This is a genomic window from Bacteroides oleiciplenus YIT 12058, assembly GCF_000315485.1.
Taxonomy (GTDB): Bacteria; Bacteroidota; Bacteroidia; order Bacteroidales; family Bacteroidaceae; genus Bacteroides; species Bacteroides oleiciplenus.
The window spans coordinates 325,610-346,966 of sequence record NZ_JH992944.1 but is presented as its reverse complement, the minus strand read 5'-3'; the positions used below and the strand labels follow the sequence as shown (position 1 = coordinate 346,966).

Below are 21,357 nucleotides of genomic sequence, written 5' to 3'. Positions count from 1 at the left end.
ATTGTTTTAGTGTATATTTTGCAAATATATGTAAATACTTTAAAGTCAATCTTTTTTTCCTTATAAAAAAATAGGAATTCTTTAATTTTCTCTATATTTGCTTCTGTGATTGATTGGAACTCCATACTCAACCAGGTAGCCACCGTTGCTTTTGATATCATTTACTTTGGTGCTATTATCGGAACTATTGTCATCATCGTCCTCGACAATCGTAATCCGGTGAAGACACTTGCGTGGATATTGGTGCTGATGTTTCTGCCTGTTGTGGGGCTAGTTTTCTATTTCTTCTTCGGGCGTAGCCGCAGACGGGAGCGTGTGATAGGGAATAAGATTTATAACCGTTTGCTGAATAAGCCGATGATGGAGTACCTGGCACAGGATGCGTCCACTCTACCTATGGCTTATAGCCGACTTATCTCTCTGTTTCGTAACACCAATCAGGCTCTACCTTTCGACGGCAATCGTGTAGAAACCTATACCAGCGGTGCCTCCATGTTGCAATCCTTGTTGCGGCAACTGGAGAGAGCTAAAGAGCATATCCATATCGAATTCTATATCTTTGAGGATGATGCCATCGGACGCATGGTGCGCGATGTCCTGATAGAAAAGGCCCGGGCAGGTGTTGAAGTGCGTGTCATCTACGATGATGTGGGCTGCTGGCATGTACCTAACCGCTTTTATGATGAGATGCGTGCGGCAGGCATTGAAGTGCGCAGCTTCTTGAAGGTGCGTTTCCCTGTGTTCACCAGTAAAGTGAACTACCGTAACCATCGTAAGATTGTGGTGATTGACGGACGTGTAGGTTTCGTAGGTGGGATGAATCTGGCAGAACGCTATATGCGGGGCTTCTCGTGGGGGATCTGGCGGGATACACACATCTTGCTTGAAGGTAAGGCTGTGCATGGCTTGCAGACGGCCTTCCTGCTCGACTGGTATTTTGTTGACCGTACGCTGATAAGTGCTTCCCGCTATTTCCCTAAACTGGAAGCCTGTGGTACTTCTCTGGTGCAGATTGTGACAAGTGATCCCATCGGTCCCTGGAAAGAAATCATGCAGGGGTTGAGTATGGCAATATCCGGTGCAAAGAAATACTTCTATATACAAACTCCCTACTTTTTGCCCACCGAGCAGATATTGGCTGCCATGCAAACAGCTGCATTGGCGGGGGTGGACGTCCGCTTAATGCTGCCTCTGCGTGCAGATAACCGACTTACGAACTTAGGCTCTTGTTCTTATCTGGCAGACGTTTTGCAAGCAGGTGTGAAGGTTTATTTTTATAGAAAAGGTTTCCTGCATTCCAAACTGATGGTGTCGGACGATGAGCTTTCCACCGTCGGCTCTACCAACGTCGACTTCCGCAGCTTCGAGCATAATTTTGAAGTAAATGCCTTTATCTATGATACCGAAACTGCTTTGCAGATGCGTGAAGTTTTTCTTCAGGATCAACGGGACAGTGTGCAGGTATTCCTTAAAAACTGGGTGAAGCGCCCTTGGTGGAGGAAAGCTGCTGAGAGTGTGGTGCGCTTGATGGCTCCGCTTTTATAATTTAAAAAGTGAAAAGTTCACGCTACCGTAAACCCGCCTTTCCACAAAGTTCGGATGAGCTTCGAAGTTATCCTTCTTTCCATGTTCCAGTATGAACAATCCTTCTTCTTTCAGGAGGTTATTCTCGAATATAAGGTCGGGGATGGTTTCCAGGCCTTTCAACTCATAAGGAGGGTCAGCAAAGATAAAGTCGAATTGTTCGCGTCCTCCCTTGATGAACTTGAATACATCGCCGCGGATGGGAATGCATTTGTCGGTTTTTACCTCCTGCATTATTTTGCAGATGAATGCGTGGTGGTCCCGGTCTTTTTCAACACTGATTACCCGGTCGCAACCGCGTGACACTAACTCAATACTGATGCTGCCTGTCCCTGCAAAGAGATCAAGAGCAGATACGCCGTCTTCAAAATCCAAATAGTTGGAAAGTACGTTGAACAGATTCTCTTTGGCAAAATCCGTTGTAGGACGTGCTTTGAAGGTGCGGGGTACATCGAACCTTCTGCTTTTATATATTCCACTGATTACTCGCATGCTGTTATGGCCTGTAGGTCGAGGTTAGTGGCAGGATTCATGACGAATACCTGCCGGATGAATTTTCGTAGTTCGTTGAGCAAAACTTCTTTGTCGGACAAGTCACCGGTGAGGTGTAGTTCGTCGCGTTCCTGTTCAAAGCCGAGTTGCTTCCATATGTATAATAGGTAATAGACGCGGTCTGCCGTTTGTCCGCATTCAAAAGAGTTGGCAAGCAACAAGCGGTTGCGGTCGTAGCAATACAGGTCGGCAGCATCTTTCCGCAGATGGGCATACATTTTCCGACTGTTGCCCAGGCGACTTTTACTGGAGAAATGTTCGATGAATGAACTTGCCTGCGAATAGAATCTCACATCAGGATACTGTTCGCACAAGAAGGAGCGGGCGCTTTTATCCATACTAAACAACACTACGGCATTATTTTTCCGCAGAATGTTGTACTGCACTACTTCATTTTCCCGCTTCGGGTGATTGTGATAAAAAAGCATTTCCGTTTGTTCATCTTCGAAGAACTCAAGCGGTACGAGGGTGAAGCACCTGTCTGCCATAAGTACATTTACACGACGGTAAGGATGGTTCAACCATGCCACTTCACGAAAAGTCTGTTTCAGGTTGGCTGTGAGGGACAGGGACTCTTCTACTTTCCGGTCAAAGAAAGAGAGTTCACCTTCACCCAAAGGGTTGAATACAGAAAAAGAAAATCCATCCGCGCTAAGGCGGATGGATAACGTATATTGTTCCGATTTACTAAAGTCAATCGTTTCTATCATACAATGTTTTGAGGATGGGGGATTATTCCCAGTTACCTGCGTTATTGTTAGCTGTTTCCAAGCTACCAATCATCAGACCGCAATATTTACCCAACTTAGTTTGTACGTCTTTCATATTAGCAATTTCTTGCTTATCCAGACCGTTCAGGTAAGTTTCATACGGAGTCTTCACTTCGAGCAGACAGAAAGGAGCACCTGACTTAGCAGTATCGTTCTTGATAGCCATTTCGAATTGTGCACCGTTACCGTAAGGTACATATCTCATAGAGTCAGCATTGAAGCCTTTGGGGAATACAGTATCCAATACAGCAACCCACAAGGTGTCACGCTTGAAGTTTTCCAGACCGGCTTTCTTTACTTCATCATACTTTCCTGTTTTCTTGGCTTTGTTGATGATAGCAATAGCCTTTTTTTCGGTCATGCCGTCTTCCAACTGCTTGTCATTCAATTCACCTTCTTTGTAGATGAAAGGTAACTTCTGGTTTTTAACAAAATGAATCAGGGTGTCGAAACTTGCCGTGTACTGTTGGTGGTTCAAGTTACGGTACTCCTGCTGTGCTTTACGGATGTCCATTAAACGGGCGATAACTGCCTTTTCCCTGTGCTTTTTAGCCTTTTCGAAATTAATAGGACCCATAATGCTGGTATAGCAGATGTAAATCAATACCACTGCACACAAGCCTAAAACGACATTAAATACTGTTTTCATGATAAATATGTTTTTTAGTTGTTATATTCGTACCGCAAAAATAAAATAAATAATTCTAATGGCGATAGTTCCTGTAACTTTTTTCTATTACAAAAATGATAAATAACTATTTAGAAACGCAAATTAAGGAAAATTTTCCTTATGAACCAACTTTTGAACAAGAAATAGTACTAAAATCATTAGCCACCTTCTTGTTAGCTCCCCGTAATGATGCGGTTTTTGTGCTGCGGGGGTATGCCGGTACGGGAAAAACGTCACTGGTAGGTGCGCTGGTACGGACATTGGATAAGTTGCAACAGAAGTCAATTCTGTTGGCTCCTACGGGGCGGGCGGCGAAAGTTTTTTCTGCTTATGCGGGGCATCCGGCGTTTACTATTCACAAAAAGATTTACCGTCAGCAATCTTTCTCCAATGAGGTGAGTAATTTTTCTGTAAATGATAATCTGACTACACATACCTTATATATAGTAGACGAGGCTTCGATGATTTCGAACGAGGGTTTGTCTGGTGCTGTGTTTGGGACGGGACGGTTGCTGGATGACCTGATACAGTTTGTTTATTCCGGCACCGGATGTCGTCTGATATTGATGGGGGATACAGCACAACTTCCTCCGGTGGGGGAAGAACAAAGCCCTGCCTTGTTTGCTGAGGCGCTGAAAGGATATGGACTGGAAGTGATAGAAGTTGACTTAACGCAAGTGGTGCGCCAAGTACAGGATTCGGGTATCTTGTGGAATGCTACCCGCTTGCGCCAGCTCATAGCAGAAGATGCTTGTGAAAGCCTGCCTAAGATAAAGGTGTCGGGTTTTGCCGATATGAAAGTGGTGCCGGGTGATGAGTTGATAGATACACTAAGTGCTTGCTACGACCATGACGGGATGGACGAAACCATCGTAATCTGCCGTTCGAACAAGCGGGCAAATATATATAATAATGGTATACGTGCGCAAATTCTCTGGCGGGAAGATGAATTGAATACGGGCGACTTGCTGATGGTAGCGAAGAATAATTATTACTGGACAGAGAAAAGTAAAGAGATGGATTTCATTGCCAATGGTGAAATTGCTGTTCTCCGCCGGATGCGGCGGACGCGTGAGTTGTATGGCTTTCGTTTTGCGGAAGTCCTGCTTGCCTTCCCTGATTACGGGGATTTTGAGCTGGAAGTTAACCTGTTGCTGGACACTTTGCATACGGATGCACCTGCTTTGCCTAAGGCGGATAATGACCGACTGTTCTATGCTGTGCTCGAAGATTACGCTGACATTTCCATGAAGCGCGAACGGATGAAGAAGATGAAAGCGGACCCGCATTATAATGCTTTGCAGGTGAAGTACGCTTATGCCATCACTTGCCATAAAGCGCAGGGCGGGCAGTGGAAGAATGTATTTCTCGACCAGGGGTATATGACGGATGAATATCTGACACCGGATTATTTCCGTTGGTTATATACGGCTTTTACCCGGGCTACGGGTACTTTGTATCTAGTGAATTATCCGAAAGAACAAATACTATAAGATATTGAAAATAAAAAAAATATCAGCTTCCATGCAGTAATTACCTAAAGCGTGCATTTTCATAATATGAAATCAAACTAAAAAAGCTAAAACAATGAAATACATCTACTCTATTCTAATGTTGATTTCACTCTTGTTTGTAGGTACTGCATGCGAGAATGATTACCGTGATATGGTCTTCTTTACAGGTGATGCACCTATTTATCAAATAGGGACATGTGATAATCTGATTGGTTCCGTAAATCTCTATTTGACTAAACCGGACGGCATAATTGTCGGTGTAGATGGTGGTGACGGTAACTACTCTATAGTAAATGGAGATAATTCCATAGCAACTGCTGCTTTTATAAAGAGTGAGAATGGTTATCAACGCATACAAGTGACTCCTAAAACGGAGGGGCAGATTGTGATAACAGTAAGGGACGGTAATGGTGCTTCAGCATCGTTGCAAGTGACGGTGGATGAGCGTGTGAAGTTGGTTTTGTATAAAGTGAAAGAAGGTATAGCAGTTACCGGAGAGGTTGCGGAAGAACAAAAAACTGAAATCACGAATGCTTTTGTGAATACTTTTACCGTAAAACTGGGAGGAAGTTATGAGTTATTACCGGATGATGAATATGAAATGTGGGAAGGTGGAGTATTGCGTGTCCATCCGGATGACTCTACGATTGCTCCTATGATAGGACGGTATGAAAAAGTATCAGTTCTTGAGGGTGAAACTGAACGAGTAGGTTTGTTATTTACTTATAATGAAGAGAAACATCTTTATCGTGCTGGTGCTCTTCCTGAAACTACCAGAACTTCTTTGGAAAGTGCACAGTGGGATCTTTGGGAGAATGTTACTGAGATTTGTCCGGTAGAGGTTCCGGAGGGATGTAAAGTTTATCATATAGAGCGCCTATCGCAATATAATTATGTGGAGAAGAACTAAGAAGGTATACTAATCCGGCCTTTTTGTCAAGAGAGAATTTATGGATGTTTAACGGAACGGGAGGGCTTCGGCTTTCCCGTTTCTATTTTCTGCAAACAGATGGTGCGTTTACCCCAAATATAAAGAGAAGAAGCATTCGCTTCTTCTCTTTACTATATATCTTTTCGGATCTAAATCAGAATTACCTTGACAAAAGGTACGATATCCGGATGTCGAAATCAAGTTTTTCGCCTGTTATTTACTTGTAGGGGCGAATAATTATTCGTCCACCCACATAGTCTGGTCTTTAAATTCCGGCAAGTTTCAGCACCTTTTCTATCGCTGCATTCAGTCCGTCAGCATTCTTGCCACCGGCTGTTGCGAAGTGAGGCTGACCACCACCACCACCTTGTATTAGTTTGGCGGCTTCTTTCACAAGGTTTCCGGCTTTTAATCCGCCTGCAACGAGGTTATCGCTCAGCATAACTGTCAGCATCGGTTTACCTTCATTCACTGTTCCGGCAACGAAACACAGGTTCTCTGTGATTTCTCCGCGTAATTGGAAGGCAATGTTCTTAATGCTTTCAGCAGGTATCGGAGCACAAATCTTAATAACCTTTATACCGTGGATTTCCTGTACATTCTTCAACAGTCTTTCTTTTATCTGAGCCTCTTTCTCCTTCATGAAGTCTTCCATCTGTTTCTTCAATCCGGCATTCTCTTCGATATACTTACGGATGGTTCCGCCCAGGTCGGGAGCATTGTTGAAGAGTGCTTTCAAATCGCGTACGGTATCTTCGATGGTGTCCATCAATTCTTCTACGCGCGCACCTGTGTATGCTTCGATACGGCGTACACCGGCAGCAACAGAACTTTCAGCAACAATCTTCATCATACCGATGCTTCCCGTAGCGGCAACGTGTATACCACCGCAGAACTCAACGGATGAACCGAACTGGATTACACGTACATGGTCACCATACTTCTCACCGAACAGTGCAATAGCCCCCAATTCTTTAGCCTCTTCGATAGGAATATTGCGATATTCCTTTAAAAATATATTGGCACGGATTTTGGCATTTACCAAGTGTTCCACCCGGCGGATTTCTTCATCTGTCACCTTCTGGAAGTGGGAGAAGTCGAAACGCAGTGAGTCTGGAGTTACCAAAGAACCTTTTTGCTCTACATGCTCTCCCAATACTTCACGGAGTGCAGAGTCCAGCAAGTGAGTAGCCGAGTGGTTGGCTGCACAGGCAGCACGCTTATCGGTATCCACGCAGGCCATCATCGGAGCTTCCGGATGCTCGGGTAACTTTTTGGTGATATGTATCGGAAGGTTGTTCTCCTTCTTGGTATCAATCACTTCAATCGTTTCGAATTCGCTGACAAGTGCACCTGTATCACCTACCTGACCACCACTCTCTGCATAGAATGGGGTGTAGTCCAGTACAATCTGATACAATGTCTGGTTTTTCTGTTTCACTTGACGGTAGCGGAGGATACTTGTTTCGTATTCCGTATAGTCGTAACCAACGAATTCGGTCGTTCCTTCTTTCAGCGTAATCCAGTCACCGGTTTCGATAGCGGCGGCATTGCGAGCACGTTGTTTCTGTTGTTGCATTTCAGCGTCAAACTCTTTGATGTCGGCAGTCATACCGTTCTCGCGGAGAATCAGCTCCGTCAAGTCGAGGGGGAAACCGAAAGTATCATATAAGGTAAAAGCGTCTTTACCGCTGATTTCTGTCTTTCCGGCAGCTTTGGCGTCAGCCATCGTTTTCTCCAGCAGGCGGATACCGGTTTCCAGTGTGCGGAGGAAAGAATCTTCTTCTTCCTTAATAACTTTGCTGATAAGTTCCTTCTGTGCTTCCAGTTCCGGATAAGCCTCGCCCATATTCTCAATCAGAACAGGGAGCAGTTTGTACATGAATGCCTGTCTCTGTCCCAGGAATGTGTAACCATAACGAACGGCACGGCGAAGAATACGGCGGATTACGTATCCGGCTTTTGCATTCGAGGGCAACTGACCGTCTGTAATGGAGAAAGCAATTGTGCGGATGTGGTCGGCAATTACGCGCATAGCAATATCCTGCTGATTATCTTTGCCATAAGTAGTGCCTGCCATATCGGCAATAGCCTTCAGTATCGGTTGAAATACATCCGTGTCATAATTGGATGTCTTGTCTTGCAATGTGCGCACCAGACGTTCAAAGCCCATACCCGTGTCAATAACTTTGGCAGGAAGTCCTTCCAGACTGCCGTCAGCCTTACGGTTGAATTGCATGAACACAAGGTTCCAGATTTCGATAACCTGCGGATGGTCTTTGTTCACCAATTGATTACCGGGAACTTTAGCTTTCTCTTCTTCCGAACGTGAATCTATATGTATCTCGGAGCACGGACCGCATGGTCCTGTATCACCCATTTCCCAAAAGTTATCGTGCTTGTTTCCGTTGAGGATATGGTCTTTCGGAAGGTATTGCTCCCAAAAGGAAGCGGCTTCGTTGTCACGTTCCAGTCCTTCTTCGGGACTACCTTCGAAAACAGTAGCGTAAAGGTTTTTGGGATCTATCTTCAGCACTTCCACCAAGTATTCCCATGCCCAGTTGATGGCATCTTTTTTAAAGTAGTCACCGAATGACCAGTTACCCAACATCTCGAACATGGTGTGATGGTATGTATCGTGTCCTACTTCTTCTAGGTCATTGTGCTTTCCGCTAACGCGTAGACATTTCTGTGAGTCAGCGACTCTTTTATATTTCGCTGGGTGGTTTCCCAAAATAATATCTTTGAACTGGTTCATCCCCGCATTGGTAAACATCAGTGTCGGGTCATCTTTAATTACCATAGGAGCCGAAGGCACGATTTGGTGGCCTTTGCTCTCGAAGAAACTCTTAAATGAGTTCCGGATTTCATTTGCAGTCAACATACTCTTCTATTTATCTTAATCTATTACTGTTTTTTACTCTCTGTTATCTACTAACTACTTGCTACTTAGTATTAATATTCTTGAAAAAACTGTGCAAAGATAGCTTGTTTTTATTACTTTTGCCGTATTAACGAGCGAAATATTTCCAAAAGATGCGCAAAGTTTACTACATTTATAATCCACAGACGCAGACCTATGATCGTATTTACCCTACCGTCAGGCAACGGGCGGTGAGCCTTTTACGCCGTTTATTCATTGGCATGGGCTTAGGTGCGGGCAGCTTCATTGTTCTGCTAATTATCTTCGGTTCTCCTTCCGAGAAAGAATTACGAAAGGAAAATAGCCAACTTTTAGCGCAGTATAATGTGCTTTCCCGTCGTTTGGACGAGGCTATGGGCGTGTTGCAGGATGTGCAGCAACGCGATGATAACTTATATCGGGTTATTTTTGCAGCAGACCCCATACCGTCAGCTATTCGTCAGGCAGGATATGGCGGCACCAATCGTTACGAACATTTGATGGATATGGCTAACTCCGACCTGGTGGTGAATACTACTCAGAAGATGGATATGCTCAGTAAGCAGCTTTATATCCAGTCCCGTTCTTTCGATGATGTGGTGGATATGTGTAAGAGCCATGACGAAATGCTGCGTTGTATTCCTGCTATCCAGCCTATTTCCAATAAAGACCTTCGTAAAACAGCATCCGGCTATGGCACGCGTATCGACCCTATCTATGGTACTACGAAATTCCATGCCGGTATGGACTTCTCCGCACCTATTGGAACGGACGTTTACGCCACAGGAGACGGTACGGTGGTGAAGATGGGCTGGGAAACCGGCTATGGCAATACTATTGTGATAGACCATGGCTTTGGTTACCAGACTTTATATGGCCACTTAAAGGAATACCGGACGAAACTCGGAAAGAAGGTCGTGCGCGGCGAAGTAATTGCCGGAGTGGGTAGCACAGGAAAAAGCACCGGTCCTCACTTGCATTATGAAGTTCATGTCAAAGGGCAGGTGGTTAATCCCGTCAACTACTACTTTATGGATTTGACTGCCGAGGATTATGACCGCATGATACAGATTGCTGCCAACCATGGTAAAGTCCTTGATTAATTATGGATAAAGACCTGAAGTTATACTATTCCATCAGTGAGGTAGCTCAGATGTTCGATGTCAATGAGTCCTTGTTGCGTTTTTGGGAAAAAGAGTTTCCACAACTTTCCCCGAAGAAGGGTAGTCGTGGCGTGCGGCAATATCGCAAAGAGGACATTGAAACGGTGAAACTGATTTATCATTTGGTGAAGGAACGGGGCATGACGTTGCCTGGTGCGCGCCAGCGGATGAAAGATAATAAAGAAAACACCCTTCGTAACTTTGAAATCGTAGAGCGGTTGAAAGCCGTCCGTGAGGAACTGCTCAGTATGAAGAAAGCTCTTGATGGCTTCACTTATGAACAGATTGATGAATTGAAGAAAGATATTCAGGACATAGGAGAATAAACGAAATTTGGAAGACGAACCGGATAAAATAAAAACCGGATTGAAGACTGTTACAACCTTCAATCCGGTTTTCTTATTTATAGGGATTATTTCATTTAGAATTCAAAACCAAGCTTGACTCCGATGCCATTTATAGATTCATTATCATAATAATATGAACTACTACTATAATAATATTCGTAATCATACTCTTGATATGCATATTCCAGTTTAAGATTCAGTGCCATTTTCTTGGCAAGAGCAAAGCGTACACCAAAACCTACTGTAACAAAGGCTCCTTCAACATCGCCGACCGTATAACCGCTTTTGATATCAGCAAACGGTGTAATCTTTTTATTCATGAAGTTAGCTCTGAAACTGGCAAATAAAGGAACGGAATATAAATCTGCATCCGTATAGAAGTTTATTCCGGCACCACCTCCGACAAATAAATAGTTATTAAACTGATAACCGTGTGTAGTTGATAATTCGAATCTGTTGGCATTACAATCACTGAGATCAAAGATATAACCGGTTTCGACAAAGCCTTTGTAGCCTTTCAGTGATTTCTTTTCTCCAAATCTTTCGTACTTGTTTCTGGAAGCACCTACTTCTTTTGTAATTTTCACAACTTCATCCATTGAATAAGCAAAGATACTTCCATCGGCAGTTTGTATTTTTAAAGAACTGTTGGGTACTTGTTCGATGATAATACCTCGGATAATACTTCCATTTTTCAAATAAACGACTTCGGTGTAGTTTTGTGCCATGCAGTGAAGGCAGGCGCCTATTAATAGGACGCACAATAATAGTAATTTTCTCATTTTTTATTTAGTAAATATTTAGTTTACAGGTTGTTGATAACCTTATGGATGGAACCAGCCCAATAGTTACGAAGTCCGAAACCTTTGGCTTTGCCACCGGTTGCCCAGTCTTCTACTATTTCTTTGGTTTCAGTATTGAAGAATACTACCTGATAGGAACCGTATCCCTCTGCCTTATTCAGTAACTTAGCGATGATAACCAGCCCAATGCCCGGCTGACTTTGTATAGGAAGTGCTTCTAAAACCCGTTTAATGTCTTGTTCGCTCAATGTATAGTCTGCACTGGTCGTCATCAGTTGACTGAGGTCAATGTCCTGATTCACTTTATCAACAGCGTTGAGTGAGATCTCGTTGACTTTAACTTTCAGCTTCTTACTTACATCATACTTTTTTGCCTCAGTGATGAACAGACGGTTAATCTTGGCAAATGCTATTCTGAACTCTTCAGGAGTCTCAGCCGCACCGAACACTTTTGCCGCAGAATAATCCACCCCATAGAAATTGATACCTGAAACTTCTTTCAGGAAGTCTCTGTTTTGTCCGAAACAAATCATGCTTGTTGCCAGAAGGAAAAGGGTTAATAACTTTTTCATACAATTAATAATTTAGAGTAAGTATTAAGTCTATTCTTATGTCAAAAGTAGAAATTAGTTACCGTAAATCAAAGAATTTTATACTTTTTCTGCTCATAGGGGGCATTTGTATCTGGGCAATGTAGTCAGCTGGTTCGAACCGGATGGTAGGAGCTACCCGTATTTTAGAACGGAACAGGTCCTTTATTTCTTTTGCAAAGCTTTCGCTGTTCTCTTCACTGCCAATGCGGATTAGTATTTCATCCGTACCTAATTTATTGGTATATACCTCAACAACATAGTTCTTTACCTTAGGTATATCGTCCAATATATCGAATAATGCGGGTGGATAGAGGGTGGTTCCTTTGTATTTTATCATTTGCCCTTTTCGCCCTAAAACAGAACTTAACCGGATGGTATTCCGTCCGCAAGTGCAAGATTCCGTATAGTGATAGCAAATGTCTCCGGTTTTGAAACGGAGCAAAGGCATACCTTCAACTCCCAATGTAGTAATGGTTACCTCACCCGGTTCTCCTTCTTTCACCGGAAGATTTTTGTCATCGAGAAACTCTACGATGATGAGTTCGGGTTGCAAGTGTCCGCCATGGAATTCGGAACATTCGGTGAAAGATGACTGCATTTCTGTAGAAGCATAAGTGGAATACAGTTGGAGTGACGGCCATTTTTCGTTGATACGCTGCCCGAGGGTGTTCAGGGTGAAATCAGGATTGCGCAATGCTTCACCGATGCACACACACTTTTTCATCGAACTGTTATTGTAATCAATCTGATTTTTTTCGGCGAATTCTATCAGTTTGATAAGGAATGAGGGCACTACCATGCCACAGGTGGGATGAATACGGTGGATAGTGTCCCATTGCAACTCCGGTATTCCATTGCCTACGCGGGCTACTCCCATACCCAGTTCCCGGGCTCCCAGGTAATAGGCCAGACCTGCCATGAAGCGGCGGTCTATGGTAGTCATTAGTTGCAATATATCTTTCCGGCTACATCCGGCGGTGTTGAAAGACAAATATTCGTTGTAAGCCAGACGGTCAAGGTCTGCAGAGGTGAGTACGAAAGTAACCGGATCACCTAAAGTGCCGGAAGTGGTTACATAATCGATGATAGCATCTCTATCAACACAGATAAACTCATTATTATGTAGTTGCAGGTCTGTCTTGGTGGTGACTGGTATTTGTTGCAGGTCTTCTATCGTTTTTATGCGGGAGATATCTATGGAGTGTTCACGAAACATCTGTTGATAGAATCGGGAATGTGCCTGAAGATAGACCAAGGTTTCGATAAGCCTGGTTTCCTGATATGATTTGATTTCTTCCGGGGAACGGAACTGAATGTCTGGGTTCTTTTCCATATTATGAGTTCTTATTGATTTTTTGTTGGATACGCTCTTTTTCCGCTTGTTTGGGAATAGGCATTGTCAGTGCTTTCTGCCAATATGTAATGGCCATACTGATTTGCTGCATGGCGGCATGATAGTCACCCAATACCTCATAAACGTAATAGAAGGAAGGGTTGGATGCTTCATATAGATTCAATACTTTGGCTTCCAGTGTTTCTTTTCGTTGGGTCTTTTCCCGGATGAGCTTTGTGAGCTTTTTATAAGCCATGAACTGCCTGTACTTTGCTTGCTTGATAAAGCTATCCTCGGGGATGGTCAGTTCAGGGCTTGCAATTTCGTGGCGGAAGTCTACTGTATCGCTGAATATTTTATTAAGGTCATACGCCATGTACTTTCCGCATTGCCAGGGGGGAGTGGATACATACATAATTTGCTGTTCCGGCAGAAAGATGATCGAATGATGGGCAATGAGTTGATTGATAGCCATTTCATTTCCCATACCTAAATCAACATTGTTCAATCCTTTCTGGTTGCGGAGTATGGCAGCGGCTTTCACACTGTTGATGGGCTTGTTTTCTTCCAGCAATTCTTGCAGATGGGCAAAACGATAGGGACTATCAGAAGTTGCTATGTTTTCCTGATTGCGTTCATCGTTACGGAAAGCATCCGATTGATAATGGTTTGTGCAAATAATCTGATTGCCACTTCCCGTAAAGAGTGCTGTTTTCTCCGGTGACTTTTCAATGATAGCAGCTTTCCCGTCCCGGGCCGAACCGACTAGTATGGATTCGGAAACAAATGTTTTTCGTTTCAGGGCAATGGTGTATGCTTCGTCAATGGTCGAAGCATATTGCAGGATTTCTCTGGTCAGGATAGAGATGGGAGTGGCGGAAGCCGTCGGCATAGTTGATTTGGCTGCATTGATGGTTACTGTCAGTCCGGTTTCATTCATGCCTGAAAGTACACCAATCATGCCCGGCCAACCAACGGAAGCGAATTTATAACCTTGCTCCGGCTGATAGAAAGATACCAGTTTGTTGTGTGCGAACTTATCGCCCATATAGAAATCGAAATTACGCCCGATGATGAGAGATGAATCGACACTGTTTTCTCCCCAAGTGGCGAAGGAACTGCAACCTACCAGCATGTAGTCTTGCATGGCATGCCCCAGGTCATGTGCTGAGTGGTAATTTAGTTGGCGTTCGTAGGGAGTGCCGATAAAGTCATATTCGTGTGTGCAAGAGAGTGAAATGCCGTAAATTTCATCTCTGAATTCTTCCGGGACATTCTTTCCTAAATTGCGGTTGAAGAGCACGATAAAGAAGCGCAGGAATTTGAGGTAATTATCTGAGGGTACGATCTCACGTATCTGATCCACGAAGACTTTTTCCTGATAATATAGTAAATCAGGAGAAAGCTTTCCTATGGCTTCACCACGCTGGAAGGCATTGCCATTCACTTTTAACTCCCACAAACCACTATTACTGTGCCGCAGATAATTTCCTTTATATTGCCGTAGGCTGTCTGTTTGTATTACTTCTCCGGTAGATTGGGAAGTATATTCGGGAGTCAGCATATCAGCAGAGAAATAAAGTGCGGATATAAAGAGGATAATAGCAAGGAGAAGTAACCCTATGCCACATGCTGTATATTTGATTGTTTTCTTTATAATCTTATGCATGGCCTATCTTTTTAGCTAAATATTCGTGTCCCAGTAGTTCACCGCAAGTAATGATGGAGGTTAACGTTACTCCTAAAGCACCGTGGACATTCAAGTTTTGTCCGGTAAGAAATAAGTTACCTAGTTTGGTTCGTGTGGAGACAAATCCTACCTGCGGACATTTGTAATCTTTGATAATTCCATAGGCAGAGCCGTCGCAAGTACCCGTAAAGTCCCTGTAACTTAGCGGGGTAGTGGTGTACATTGCTTCAATATGGTCAGTGAAGTCTATTTCGTGGCTTTTGATGAACTCCAATAGCTGCGTGGCTTTTTCCTTTTTGAAAGCTTTGTATTCTTCGCCTCTTTGTTCGGGAAGAGTATGTAGCCAGGCAGATAGTTCGTCTATATACATGGGGGTCAGGATGGATATCACGTCTGCATAGTCACTGTTGCGGGAAGAAGCTTGTGTAGAAATCATGCAATTGGTGGTGCATCCCATATTGGCCTTTTTGTCATACCATACATCATTATCTCCATGCAGATAGAGGTTCTGGTTCAGATATGGATAGCTTTTCTCCTTCATCACCAAATGGAGGGTGAATATGCCATAGGTGTTTTCTAACGAATTGATGCGCGAGATATAGGCATTCTTGATAGAACGGTTCTTATCCAGCAAAGTTAATGTTTGCTTGGGATGTACATTGGAGATGACGTATTTACTGTCTATCCGTTCTGTGCCGTTGATTTCTACACCTTGCACTTGGTTGTTATCTACAATGATACGGGTGACTTTACTATTATTCAGCACTGTGCCTCCATTAGTGCGGATGACGTTAATCATTTCAGAGGCCACTTGCATACTTCCGTCAATGAACCGATAGGCTCCTTGTATGTAGGAGTTGTTAATCATGGCGTGTTCATAGAAGTTGGAGTGCTCCCTCAGTCCGCCATACAGAAGTGCCGAACCTGCCAGTACTGATTGTAAATCCGGATTGGAAGTGATTTGAGCTATCATACCTGCTGCCGAAGTATTGAAATACTTCATTCCTTCGGTAGATATGATTCCCTTCTTCAGATTCTCTACACTAATCAGACTGCCTACTTCTTTCAGTAACGTTGTGTATTGCAGAAGATTCCCTTTTTCGTGAGGAAATGCTTTACAAAGGGTATCGACAAAGGAACTGTATCCCATGGCATAATCATATTCACGATTCTTGTAGTAAATCTTATCGAAAGCATTTTCATCCAGTTTACGAACTTTCAGATTGTCCATGATTCCTGTATATTGAAAGAACTGGTGCATCATCTGCCCCTCGTCCAGACTGCCAATATAGTGAATACCTGTATCGAGCAAATGCCCTTTCCTACGGTAGGTTTGAAAACAACCTCCGAATAGCTCGTTCTTTTCGAGTACACATACGTTGTAGCCTTCCTTACTGAGTATGGTTCCACACTCAAGACCGCCTAATCCGCTTCCTATGATGATGATGTCATACTTACTCATGTTCATTGCTCTTCTTTAGTATGTAGATGGTATTCGATGTGTATTTGTCATTCCGAATGGTCTCTACTTTCATTCCGCATTCCTGGGCTATACTCTGAATTTGATCTCCGGAAGTGAAACAGAGTGCTTCCGTGGTTCGGTTAAAGTTTACAATTCGGGTAGAAAGTACTTCCGTGAGGCGGGTCAACCGGTGTTTATGAGTATCGGCAGCATTTCCGTCACGTACAATAATCATTCCTCCAGGACGAAGTAGGATGGCGCATTTCACCAACAAGTCATGTTGATGCTGATAATTCATATAGTGCAATATGTCATTTAGGATAAATACATCGCTTTCCGGAAACTCGTAAACTGATGCATCGGCATGCTCAAAGCGGAGATTTTCATCGCGAAGCCAACCATGTTGCGCAATGGCTATTTTATCTTCGTCATAGTCAATCCCTAATATTTGCCTTTCTTTGGATATCATGGCCAGCATGTAACACAAAGGACCGAGCCCGCAACCAATATCCGTAATTTGTCCTCTCATCGGAATCAGTTGGTTGAACAGTTGATAATTCTGTTCCATCTTCACTTTGATGCGGATGTACCATTCGATGATAGGGCCTTTGTAGATATAATTCAATACTAAAGCTTCATAAAATGCGGGATTCTCTGGTGTATTCTTTTCTTGGCAGATACGGGCATATTCTTCTTTCATATAAGAAGAAATACGTTTGGTACGTTCCTGGTAAGTCGTCCCGAACGAATAGTCATTGTAAGGGATACGGGGTAATATTTTGGAGAAGATAATGCCTTTGCGGATGTAGAAGGGTTGGGCTTTGGCAATAATCTTTCCGTTTCCATATAAAAGGATAGGAATAATATCCAGTTGAAGAGTTTCCGATAAGTAAAAAGCTCCTTTGTGGAAACGTTTCATCTTGCCGTCATAAGTCCGGGTTCCTTCTGGGAAAATGGCAATGGAATACCCCTCTCTGACTTTTTCACGCATCCGTTCCACACAAAGCTCATACCCTTCATCCACATGGAAGAAGCCTGCATATTGGATAACTTTCCCGAATATCGGAGAATTCCATACCCAGTGATTGGTAATCATGATGATCTTTGGAGAGAAAGATAATAACTCCAGAATATCAATGAAAGACTGGTGATTAGCTATTATAATAGCCGGTTTCCTAAATGTCTCACCGGCTGCGTTGATATGTTCTTTACGTACGAATGTCGCTACTGCCAATATTCCTTTGCAAGTGATATTGATAATCCGGCAAACAAACTGTTGTTTATAGGTGCGGCGTACCGGGATGAGGTATAATAAGAAAATGAGAACTCTCAGGATGATGCATCCTATAACAAAGAGCATGAAAAGGATGATGGTACGGAGTAATCCTATCAGTGTGTACGGGGGTAATCCTTTTGAAGCCGGTTTGGCAATAAAGAATTGGAAAATGATAGGCTGTATGGTGTAGGCCACTAATACAACGGCAGCCATTCCAAGAATAGAAATCAAGGAAATGGATTGTAGGGCAGGATGTTTTGCGAATACTAAAGTTCCCATTCCTACAACGGCAGTGAATGCAGAGAAGAAAATGGCCGTTTTATGAGAATTGAGAATTGTTTTCCCTGTCCCGTATTTGTTTTGAAGCCCGTCCATGATGAAAATACTGAAGTCGTCTCCAATACCGAAAATAAAAGTGGAAAGAATGATATTGATGATATTGAACTCTATTCCCAAAATCCCCATCAATCCTAAGATGATCGTCCAACTGATAAGCATGGGCAGGAAACTTATCAGAGTCAGTTCTATACGTCCGTACGAAATCAATAGTGCCAGGAATATAAGGAGTGATGAAATATAAAGTATCAGGTAAAAGTCATTGTTAATGGCGGAAACCCATTGGTTGGTAAAATAGCTCCGGTCGAAAACAACGACATCGGTGTCATTCTTGAATTGTTGGTATACCTCTTCTTTATTATCGTCACTGATACGTACTTGGGTGACAAGCATAGTGATGGAGTCGGCACTTGTTTGCCATTCGTTCAATAAAGTTGTGGCAATACTATTCGTATCATCTTGATAATTATAGAGTCGAAAGGGATGCTCTAACCACTGGTAAAATGCATCGAAGCTGCCTTGCCGGAAATGATAAGTTCGGGCGGCATCTTCTATATATTTATGGATAGCCGATATTTTACCCGGTTCTCCCCAATATCTGTTCCATTGTTCGAGCCGTTTTTGCTGCTCTTCCGGTGAGATAAGGAATTGTTCGGCAGAGGCATATGCTTTGATTAATCCCTGATCTTTAAAAGCAGACAAATGGCGGTTTGTGTTTGCATAACGCTCAAGGGCTTCGGGCATGTTTTTGCCTATGCTGACAAAGAGAACGGTTTTCTCCTGAGTATTGAAAAGCTGTTCCAGTTTGGCTTCTGCTTGTTTTAAGTGTTGAGGCTCATAATTGAGGCTCATCATGTCTTCGTTGAACCGGACCTTTTGTGAAGTAAACAGGCTGACCAGTGTAATAATGACGATGATTCCCACCAGCCATTTGTTTTTTTCATATGGATAGGCATTAATCTTTTCAATGAATCGTAATACCTTGCCTTGTTTCACATCGGCTTGCCCTTTCAGAAAATGCGGAAGATAGATGAGGCAGAAAAGGGTGGTGCCGATAAGTGCCAGGGAGGCAAATAAACCAAAATCCCGTAAAAGTTCGGAAGTGGTGAAAGTGAGCCCGAAGAATGCACCAATGGTAGTGAAACTACCTACTGTAAGCGGGTAGGTTATTTCTTTAATTAACTGCTGGACGGTGGAAACATGGTTTTGATGTGCCAGCATATGTATGGAGTAACTCAATGCAATACCCAGAATGGCCGACCCGGCACCTACGGCTATCGCGGAAATATACCCCTGAATGAAATAAATCAGGCATAAAGCAAACAGTCCACCGAATAAAACCGGAGTGACAATAAGGGGAATAGACTTCTTGTGCTTGAATACTAACGAGATAAAAACAATGATAATCAGTAGTGCAATTGAAGAAGTGATGATGGTATCCTTTTTTATTTGCCGTGCGTTGTAGACCCCTACCGAAGGACCTCCGAAGTAAGAGGCACTGATTGAGGGGTGTTCTTTTTGCACCTGTTGCAATTCGTCTTCAAGTATCCGGATGAGCTTGTCGTTTTCACCTGTACTTCCTGTTCCGAATACCGGTGTTACAAACATTAGCAAAGTGTTGCCGTCTTTCGAAAAGATATGCCCGTTATTGATTTCATAGTTGGTTTCCAACTGAAAATCCTGCAAGTGTTTTAAGATGTTATTCCCAAGTCCCAACGGGTCTCTTTGTATATAACTTCTCAGTGCTATACCTGCAGGAGAGAGAAGGTTGGTATAATTTCTCCGCATAGCGGTTTCTATACCTTCCTGCGTCAGAAGTGAATCAAAGTGCTGATAGTCTTTCTCTGTTAGAAACAGGGGGAGGTTATCATAAACGAAATTACCGGCTTTCTCAATCGTGGTTTCATCTACTTCCGAAAAAATATCTTTAATCCAGACTCGATTGGCTTTCTCTAATAGGTTTTGCTTAAGCTGGTCTCCGGCTTCTATCATCAATTCGGGAGTTGTTGTAGAGTCGATAGGAGAGATTAGAAGGATAATCTTATCCTTTATCTTTAGATTATCAAATACCTTAGTGATGTTTTGGCTACTTTTCGTGTCGGGAAAGAAGCGCGTCACATTCTCCTCAAACCTAACCTGATAAGCGAAGTACCCCATAAAGAGGACACAGACACAGAGTGACAAATAGAAGAGGACTTTGTGTCTATTGAAATAATTGTATAGTTTGATAAAGAATTGAGTCATGCTGTTCTGGACCTTCTGTATATGGTAAGCAGGCTGATAGCTATAATACCTGCCAATATACTACAAGCGGTTGCAAAGATAACACTTCCAATTAAATATTGCTCTAAAACTGATTTCACATTTTCAAATGAAATGTCGGTAAGGTGAAGCTCAATTGGTCTGCCCAAAGCCTTACATCCTGTCAGATAACTGCCATACAGCAGAAAAGGAATCATAGGGGGGATACTGATATTAGCGGCTACAATGGCTATCACCTTGTTGAGTTTGAGCAAATGAGCTAAAAAAAGTGTGGCGAGCATCTGGTATCCCCAGATGGGAACGATTCCCATAAAAACACCCAGCATGATGGCATAAGTGATTTTCAGGTTCGATTCATTGGAATGAGTAATGTGGGTATGGAAAAATTTCCGGCAGTTGCTCCAAGTTAGTTTTCGGAAGAAGTTACGCGGATATATCCAGAGGAAAGTGATGAATACTAATAGAGTATTCAATATACTGATGCGGGTGAAGTCCCGGAAAGGACGGAAATGTGAAATACGTTCTTCCTGAGGTGGATAATACACATGTATAGGTATGTTCCGGACCGTAGTTCCTCTCCATGCGGCAAAGACCAGTGCTTCAAGCTCAAATTCATATTTGGCAGTATAGTAGAATCTCTGCACATTGATTTTATCTAACGGATAGAGCCGGTAACCCGATTGAGTATCCTGAAGCTTTATTCCGGTTTCAAGTTTAAACCAGAAATTGGAGAACTTATTGGCAAATGTATTCTTGCCCGGCATATTGTCCGAAGTCAGGTTGCGGGCGCCTACTAATAAAGTATCCGGTTCTTTTTCTATTTCCTTAATGAATATGGGGATATCCGATGCAAAATGTTGTCCATCCGAATCAATAGTGATGGCATATCGGTATCCGGCTTCTTTGGCTTGTTTCAATCCGTTTTTCAAGGCTGTTCCTTTTCCCTTATTAGTGGGGTGGGTGATGACACGCAGGTTCGGATAGTTTTCCAGAAGGACAGGGGTGTTATCGGTGGAGCCGTCATTGACAACGATGATGTTTTCCGTGTAGAAAAGTACATCTTCAATCACGGTAGCCAGTGTCGTCCCGTTATTGTAGGTAGGTATAATCACTACAATTTCAAGTTGCCCGGCTTTTTCATGCCATTGTTCCGCGTTACATTCCTCCAT

At 43.1% G+C, this 21,357-nt stretch carries 16 protein-coding genes; 5 read left to right on the top strand and 11 right to left on the bottom strand.

What is annotated here, in order from left to right:
• Positions 1-105: 105 nt before the first annotated feature.
• On the top strand, positions 106-1,545 hold the full coding sequence (cls, locus tag HMPREF9447_RS21060) for a cardiolipin synthase (RefSeq protein WP_009131812.1): 1,440 nt from the start codon (positions 106-108) through the stop codon (positions 1,543-1,545).
• Here the strand turns inward: cls and HMPREF9447_RS21055 are convergent.
• From HMPREF9447_RS21055 to HMPREF9447_RS21045, 3 genes are read right to left on the bottom strand one after another with little or no spacing between them, the layout of a single operon-like run.
• Positions 1,540-2,076: an RsmD family RNA methyltransferase gene (locus tag HMPREF9447_RS21055; protein WP_009131811.1), complete on the bottom strand. Its 537-nt coding sequence runs from the start codon at positions 2,074-2,076 to the stop codon at positions 1,540-1,542. The genes cls and HMPREF9447_RS21055 overlap by 6 nt on opposite strands.
• Entirely contained in the window at positions 2,067-2,846 is a 780-nt protein-coding gene (locus HMPREF9447_RS21050) for a DUF3822 family protein (protein ID WP_009131810.1), read from the bottom strand. The genes HMPREF9447_RS21055 and HMPREF9447_RS21050 overlap by 10 nt, the downstream gene beginning before the upstream one ends.
• Before the next feature lie 22 nt (positions 2,847-2,868).
• Positions 2,869-3,555, bottom strand: coding sequence for a hypothetical protein (locus HMPREF9447_RS21045; RefSeq protein ID WP_009131809.1), 687 nt, complete (start codon positions 3,553-3,555; stop codon positions 2,869-2,871).
• A 95-nt stretch (positions 3,556-3,650) separates the two neighbouring features.
• Between HMPREF9447_RS21045 and HMPREF9447_RS21040 the strand changes: the two genes are divergently transcribed.
• Both HMPREF9447_RS21040 and HMPREF9447_RS21035 read left to right on the top strand, forming a co-directional pair.
• A complete protein-coding gene (locus tag HMPREF9447_RS21040; protein WP_009131808.1) occupies positions 3,651-5,069 on the top strand; it encodes an ATP-dependent DNA helicase in 1,419 nt (472 codons plus the stop codon).
• 94 nt (positions 5,070-5,163) lie between these two features.
• A complete protein-coding gene (locus HMPREF9447_RS21035; protein ID WP_009131807.1) occupies positions 5,164-6,000 on the top strand; it encodes a hypothetical protein in 837 nt (278 codons plus the stop codon).
• A gap of 286 nt (positions 6,001-6,286) precedes the next feature.
• Here HMPREF9447_RS21035 and alaS read toward each other — a convergent pair whose 3' ends face one another.
• Complete coding sequence (gene alaS, locus HMPREF9447_RS21030) at positions 6,287-8,905, bottom strand: alanine--tRNA ligase (RefSeq protein WP_009131806.1); 2,619 nt, start codon at positions 8,903-8,905, stop codon at positions 6,287-6,289.
• A 152-nt stretch (positions 8,906-9,057) separates the two neighbouring features.
• Between alaS and HMPREF9447_RS21025 the strand changes: the two genes are divergently transcribed.
• On the top strand, positions 9,058-10,026 hold the full coding sequence (locus HMPREF9447_RS21025) for a M23 family metallopeptidase (protein ID WP_009131805.1): 969 nt from the start codon (positions 9,058-9,060) through the stop codon (positions 10,024-10,026).
• 2 nt (positions 10,027-10,028) lie between these two features.
• On the top strand, positions 10,029-10,412 hold the full coding sequence (locus HMPREF9447_RS21020; RefSeq protein WP_009131804.1) for a MerR family transcriptional regulator: 384 nt from the start codon (positions 10,029-10,031) through the stop codon (positions 10,410-10,412).
• A gap of 95 nt (positions 10,413-10,507) precedes the next feature.
• Here HMPREF9447_RS21020 and HMPREF9447_RS21015 read toward each other — a convergent pair whose 3' ends face one another.
• From HMPREF9447_RS21015 to HMPREF9447_RS20985, 7 genes are read right to left on the bottom strand one after another with little or no spacing between them, the layout of a single operon-like run.
• Positions 10,508-11,215: a DUF481 domain-containing protein gene (locus tag HMPREF9447_RS21015; protein WP_009131803.1), complete on the bottom strand. Its 708-nt coding sequence runs from the start codon at positions 11,213-11,215 to the stop codon at positions 10,508-10,510.
• A 23-nt stretch (positions 11,216-11,238) separates the two neighbouring features.
• Positions 11,239-11,808, bottom strand: a complete 570-nt coding sequence (locus HMPREF9447_RS21010) for a hypothetical protein (RefSeq protein WP_009131802.1) — start codon at positions 11,806-11,808, stop codon at positions 11,239-11,241.
• Positions 11,809-11,866: 58 nt separating this feature from the next.
• Complete coding sequence (locus HMPREF9447_RS21005; RefSeq protein WP_009131801.1) at positions 11,867-13,162, bottom strand: phenylacetate--CoA ligase family protein; 1,296 nt, start codon at positions 13,160-13,162, stop codon at positions 11,867-11,869.
• A 1-nt stretch (position 13,163) separates the two neighbouring features.
• Entirely contained in the window at positions 13,164-14,831 is a 1,668-nt protein-coding gene (locus HMPREF9447_RS21000; protein ID WP_009131800.1) for a C45 family autoproteolytic acyltransferase/hydolase, read from the bottom strand.
• Positions 14,824-16,314, bottom strand: coding sequence for a phytoene desaturase family protein (locus HMPREF9447_RS20995; protein ID WP_009131799.1), 1,491 nt, complete (start codon positions 16,312-16,314; stop codon positions 14,824-14,826). The genes HMPREF9447_RS21000 and HMPREF9447_RS20995 overlap by 8 nt, the downstream gene beginning before the upstream one ends.
• Entirely contained in the window at positions 16,307-20,170 is a 3,864-nt protein-coding gene (locus HMPREF9447_RS20990) for a trifunctional MMPL family transporter/lysophospholipid acyltransferase/class I SAM-dependent methyltransferase (protein WP_009131798.1), read from the bottom strand. The genes HMPREF9447_RS20995 and HMPREF9447_RS20990 overlap by 8 nt, the downstream gene beginning before the upstream one ends.
• Positions 20,167-21,357 carry a DUF2062 domain-containing protein gene (locus tag HMPREF9447_RS20985; protein ID WP_009131797.1) on the bottom strand — a complete coding sequence of 397 codons (1,191 nt, stop codon included), beginning with the start codon at positions 21,355-21,357 and terminating at the stop codon, positions 20,167-20,169. The genes HMPREF9447_RS20990 and HMPREF9447_RS20985 overlap by 4 nt, the downstream gene beginning before the upstream one ends.

Bases quoted from the DNA above. Each gene is read 5' to 3' on its own strand.
- HMPREF9447_RS21055 (WP_009131811.1), bottom strand. From the start codon at position 2,076: ATGCGAGTAATCAGTGGAATATATAAAAGCAGAAGGTTCGATGTACCC.
- HMPREF9447_RS21015 (WP_009131803.1), bottom strand. From the start codon at position 11,215: ATGAGAAAATTACTATTATTGTGCGTCCTATTAATAGGCGCCTGCCTT.
- HMPREF9447_RS21000 (WP_009131800.1), bottom strand. From the start codon at position 14,831: ATGCATAAGATTATAAAGAAAACAATCAAATATACAGCATGTGGCATA.
- HMPREF9447_RS21020 (WP_009131804.1), top strand. From the start codon at position 10,029: ATGGATAAAGACCTGAAGTTATACTATTCCATCAGTGAGGTAGCTCAG.
- HMPREF9447_RS21050 (WP_009131810.1), bottom strand. From the start codon at position 2,846: ATGATAGAAACGATTGACTTTAGTAAATCGGAACAATATACGTTATCC.
- HMPREF9447_RS20985 (WP_009131797.1), bottom strand. From the start codon at position 21,357: ATGGAGGAATGTAACGCGGAACAATGGCATGAAAAAGCCGGGCAACTT.
- HMPREF9447_RS21040 (WP_009131808.1), top strand. From the start codon at position 3,651: ATGATAAATAACTATTTAGAAACGCAAATTAAGGAAAATTTTCCTTAT.
- HMPREF9447_RS21045 (WP_009131809.1), bottom strand. From the start codon at position 3,555: ATGAAAACAGTATTTAATGTCGTTTTAGGCTTGTGTGCAGTGGTATTG.
- HMPREF9447_RS20995 (WP_009131799.1), bottom strand. From the start codon at position 16,314: ATGAGTAAGTATGACATCATCATCATAGGAAGCGGATTAGGCGGTCTT.
- alaS (WP_009131806.1), bottom strand. From the start codon at position 8,905: ATGTTGACTGCAAATGAAATCCGGAACTCATTTAAGAGTTTCTTCGAG.
- HMPREF9447_RS21035 (WP_009131807.1), top strand. From the start codon at position 5,164: ATGAAATACATCTACTCTATTCTAATGTTGATTTCACTCTTGTTTGTA.
- HMPREF9447_RS21005 (WP_009131801.1), bottom strand. From the start codon at position 13,162: ATGGAAAAGAACCCAGACATTCAGTTCCGTTCCCCGGAAGAAATCAAA.
- HMPREF9447_RS21010 (WP_009131802.1), bottom strand. From the start codon at position 11,808: ATGAAAAAGTTATTAACCCTTTTCCTTCTGGCAACAAGCATGATTTGT.
- HMPREF9447_RS20990 (WP_009131798.1), bottom strand. From the start codon at position 20,170: ATGACTCAATTCTTTATCAAACTATACAATTATTTCAATAGACACAAA.
- HMPREF9447_RS21025 (WP_009131805.1), top strand. From the start codon at position 9,058: ATGCGCAAAGTTTACTACATTTATAATCCACAGACGCAGACCTATGAT.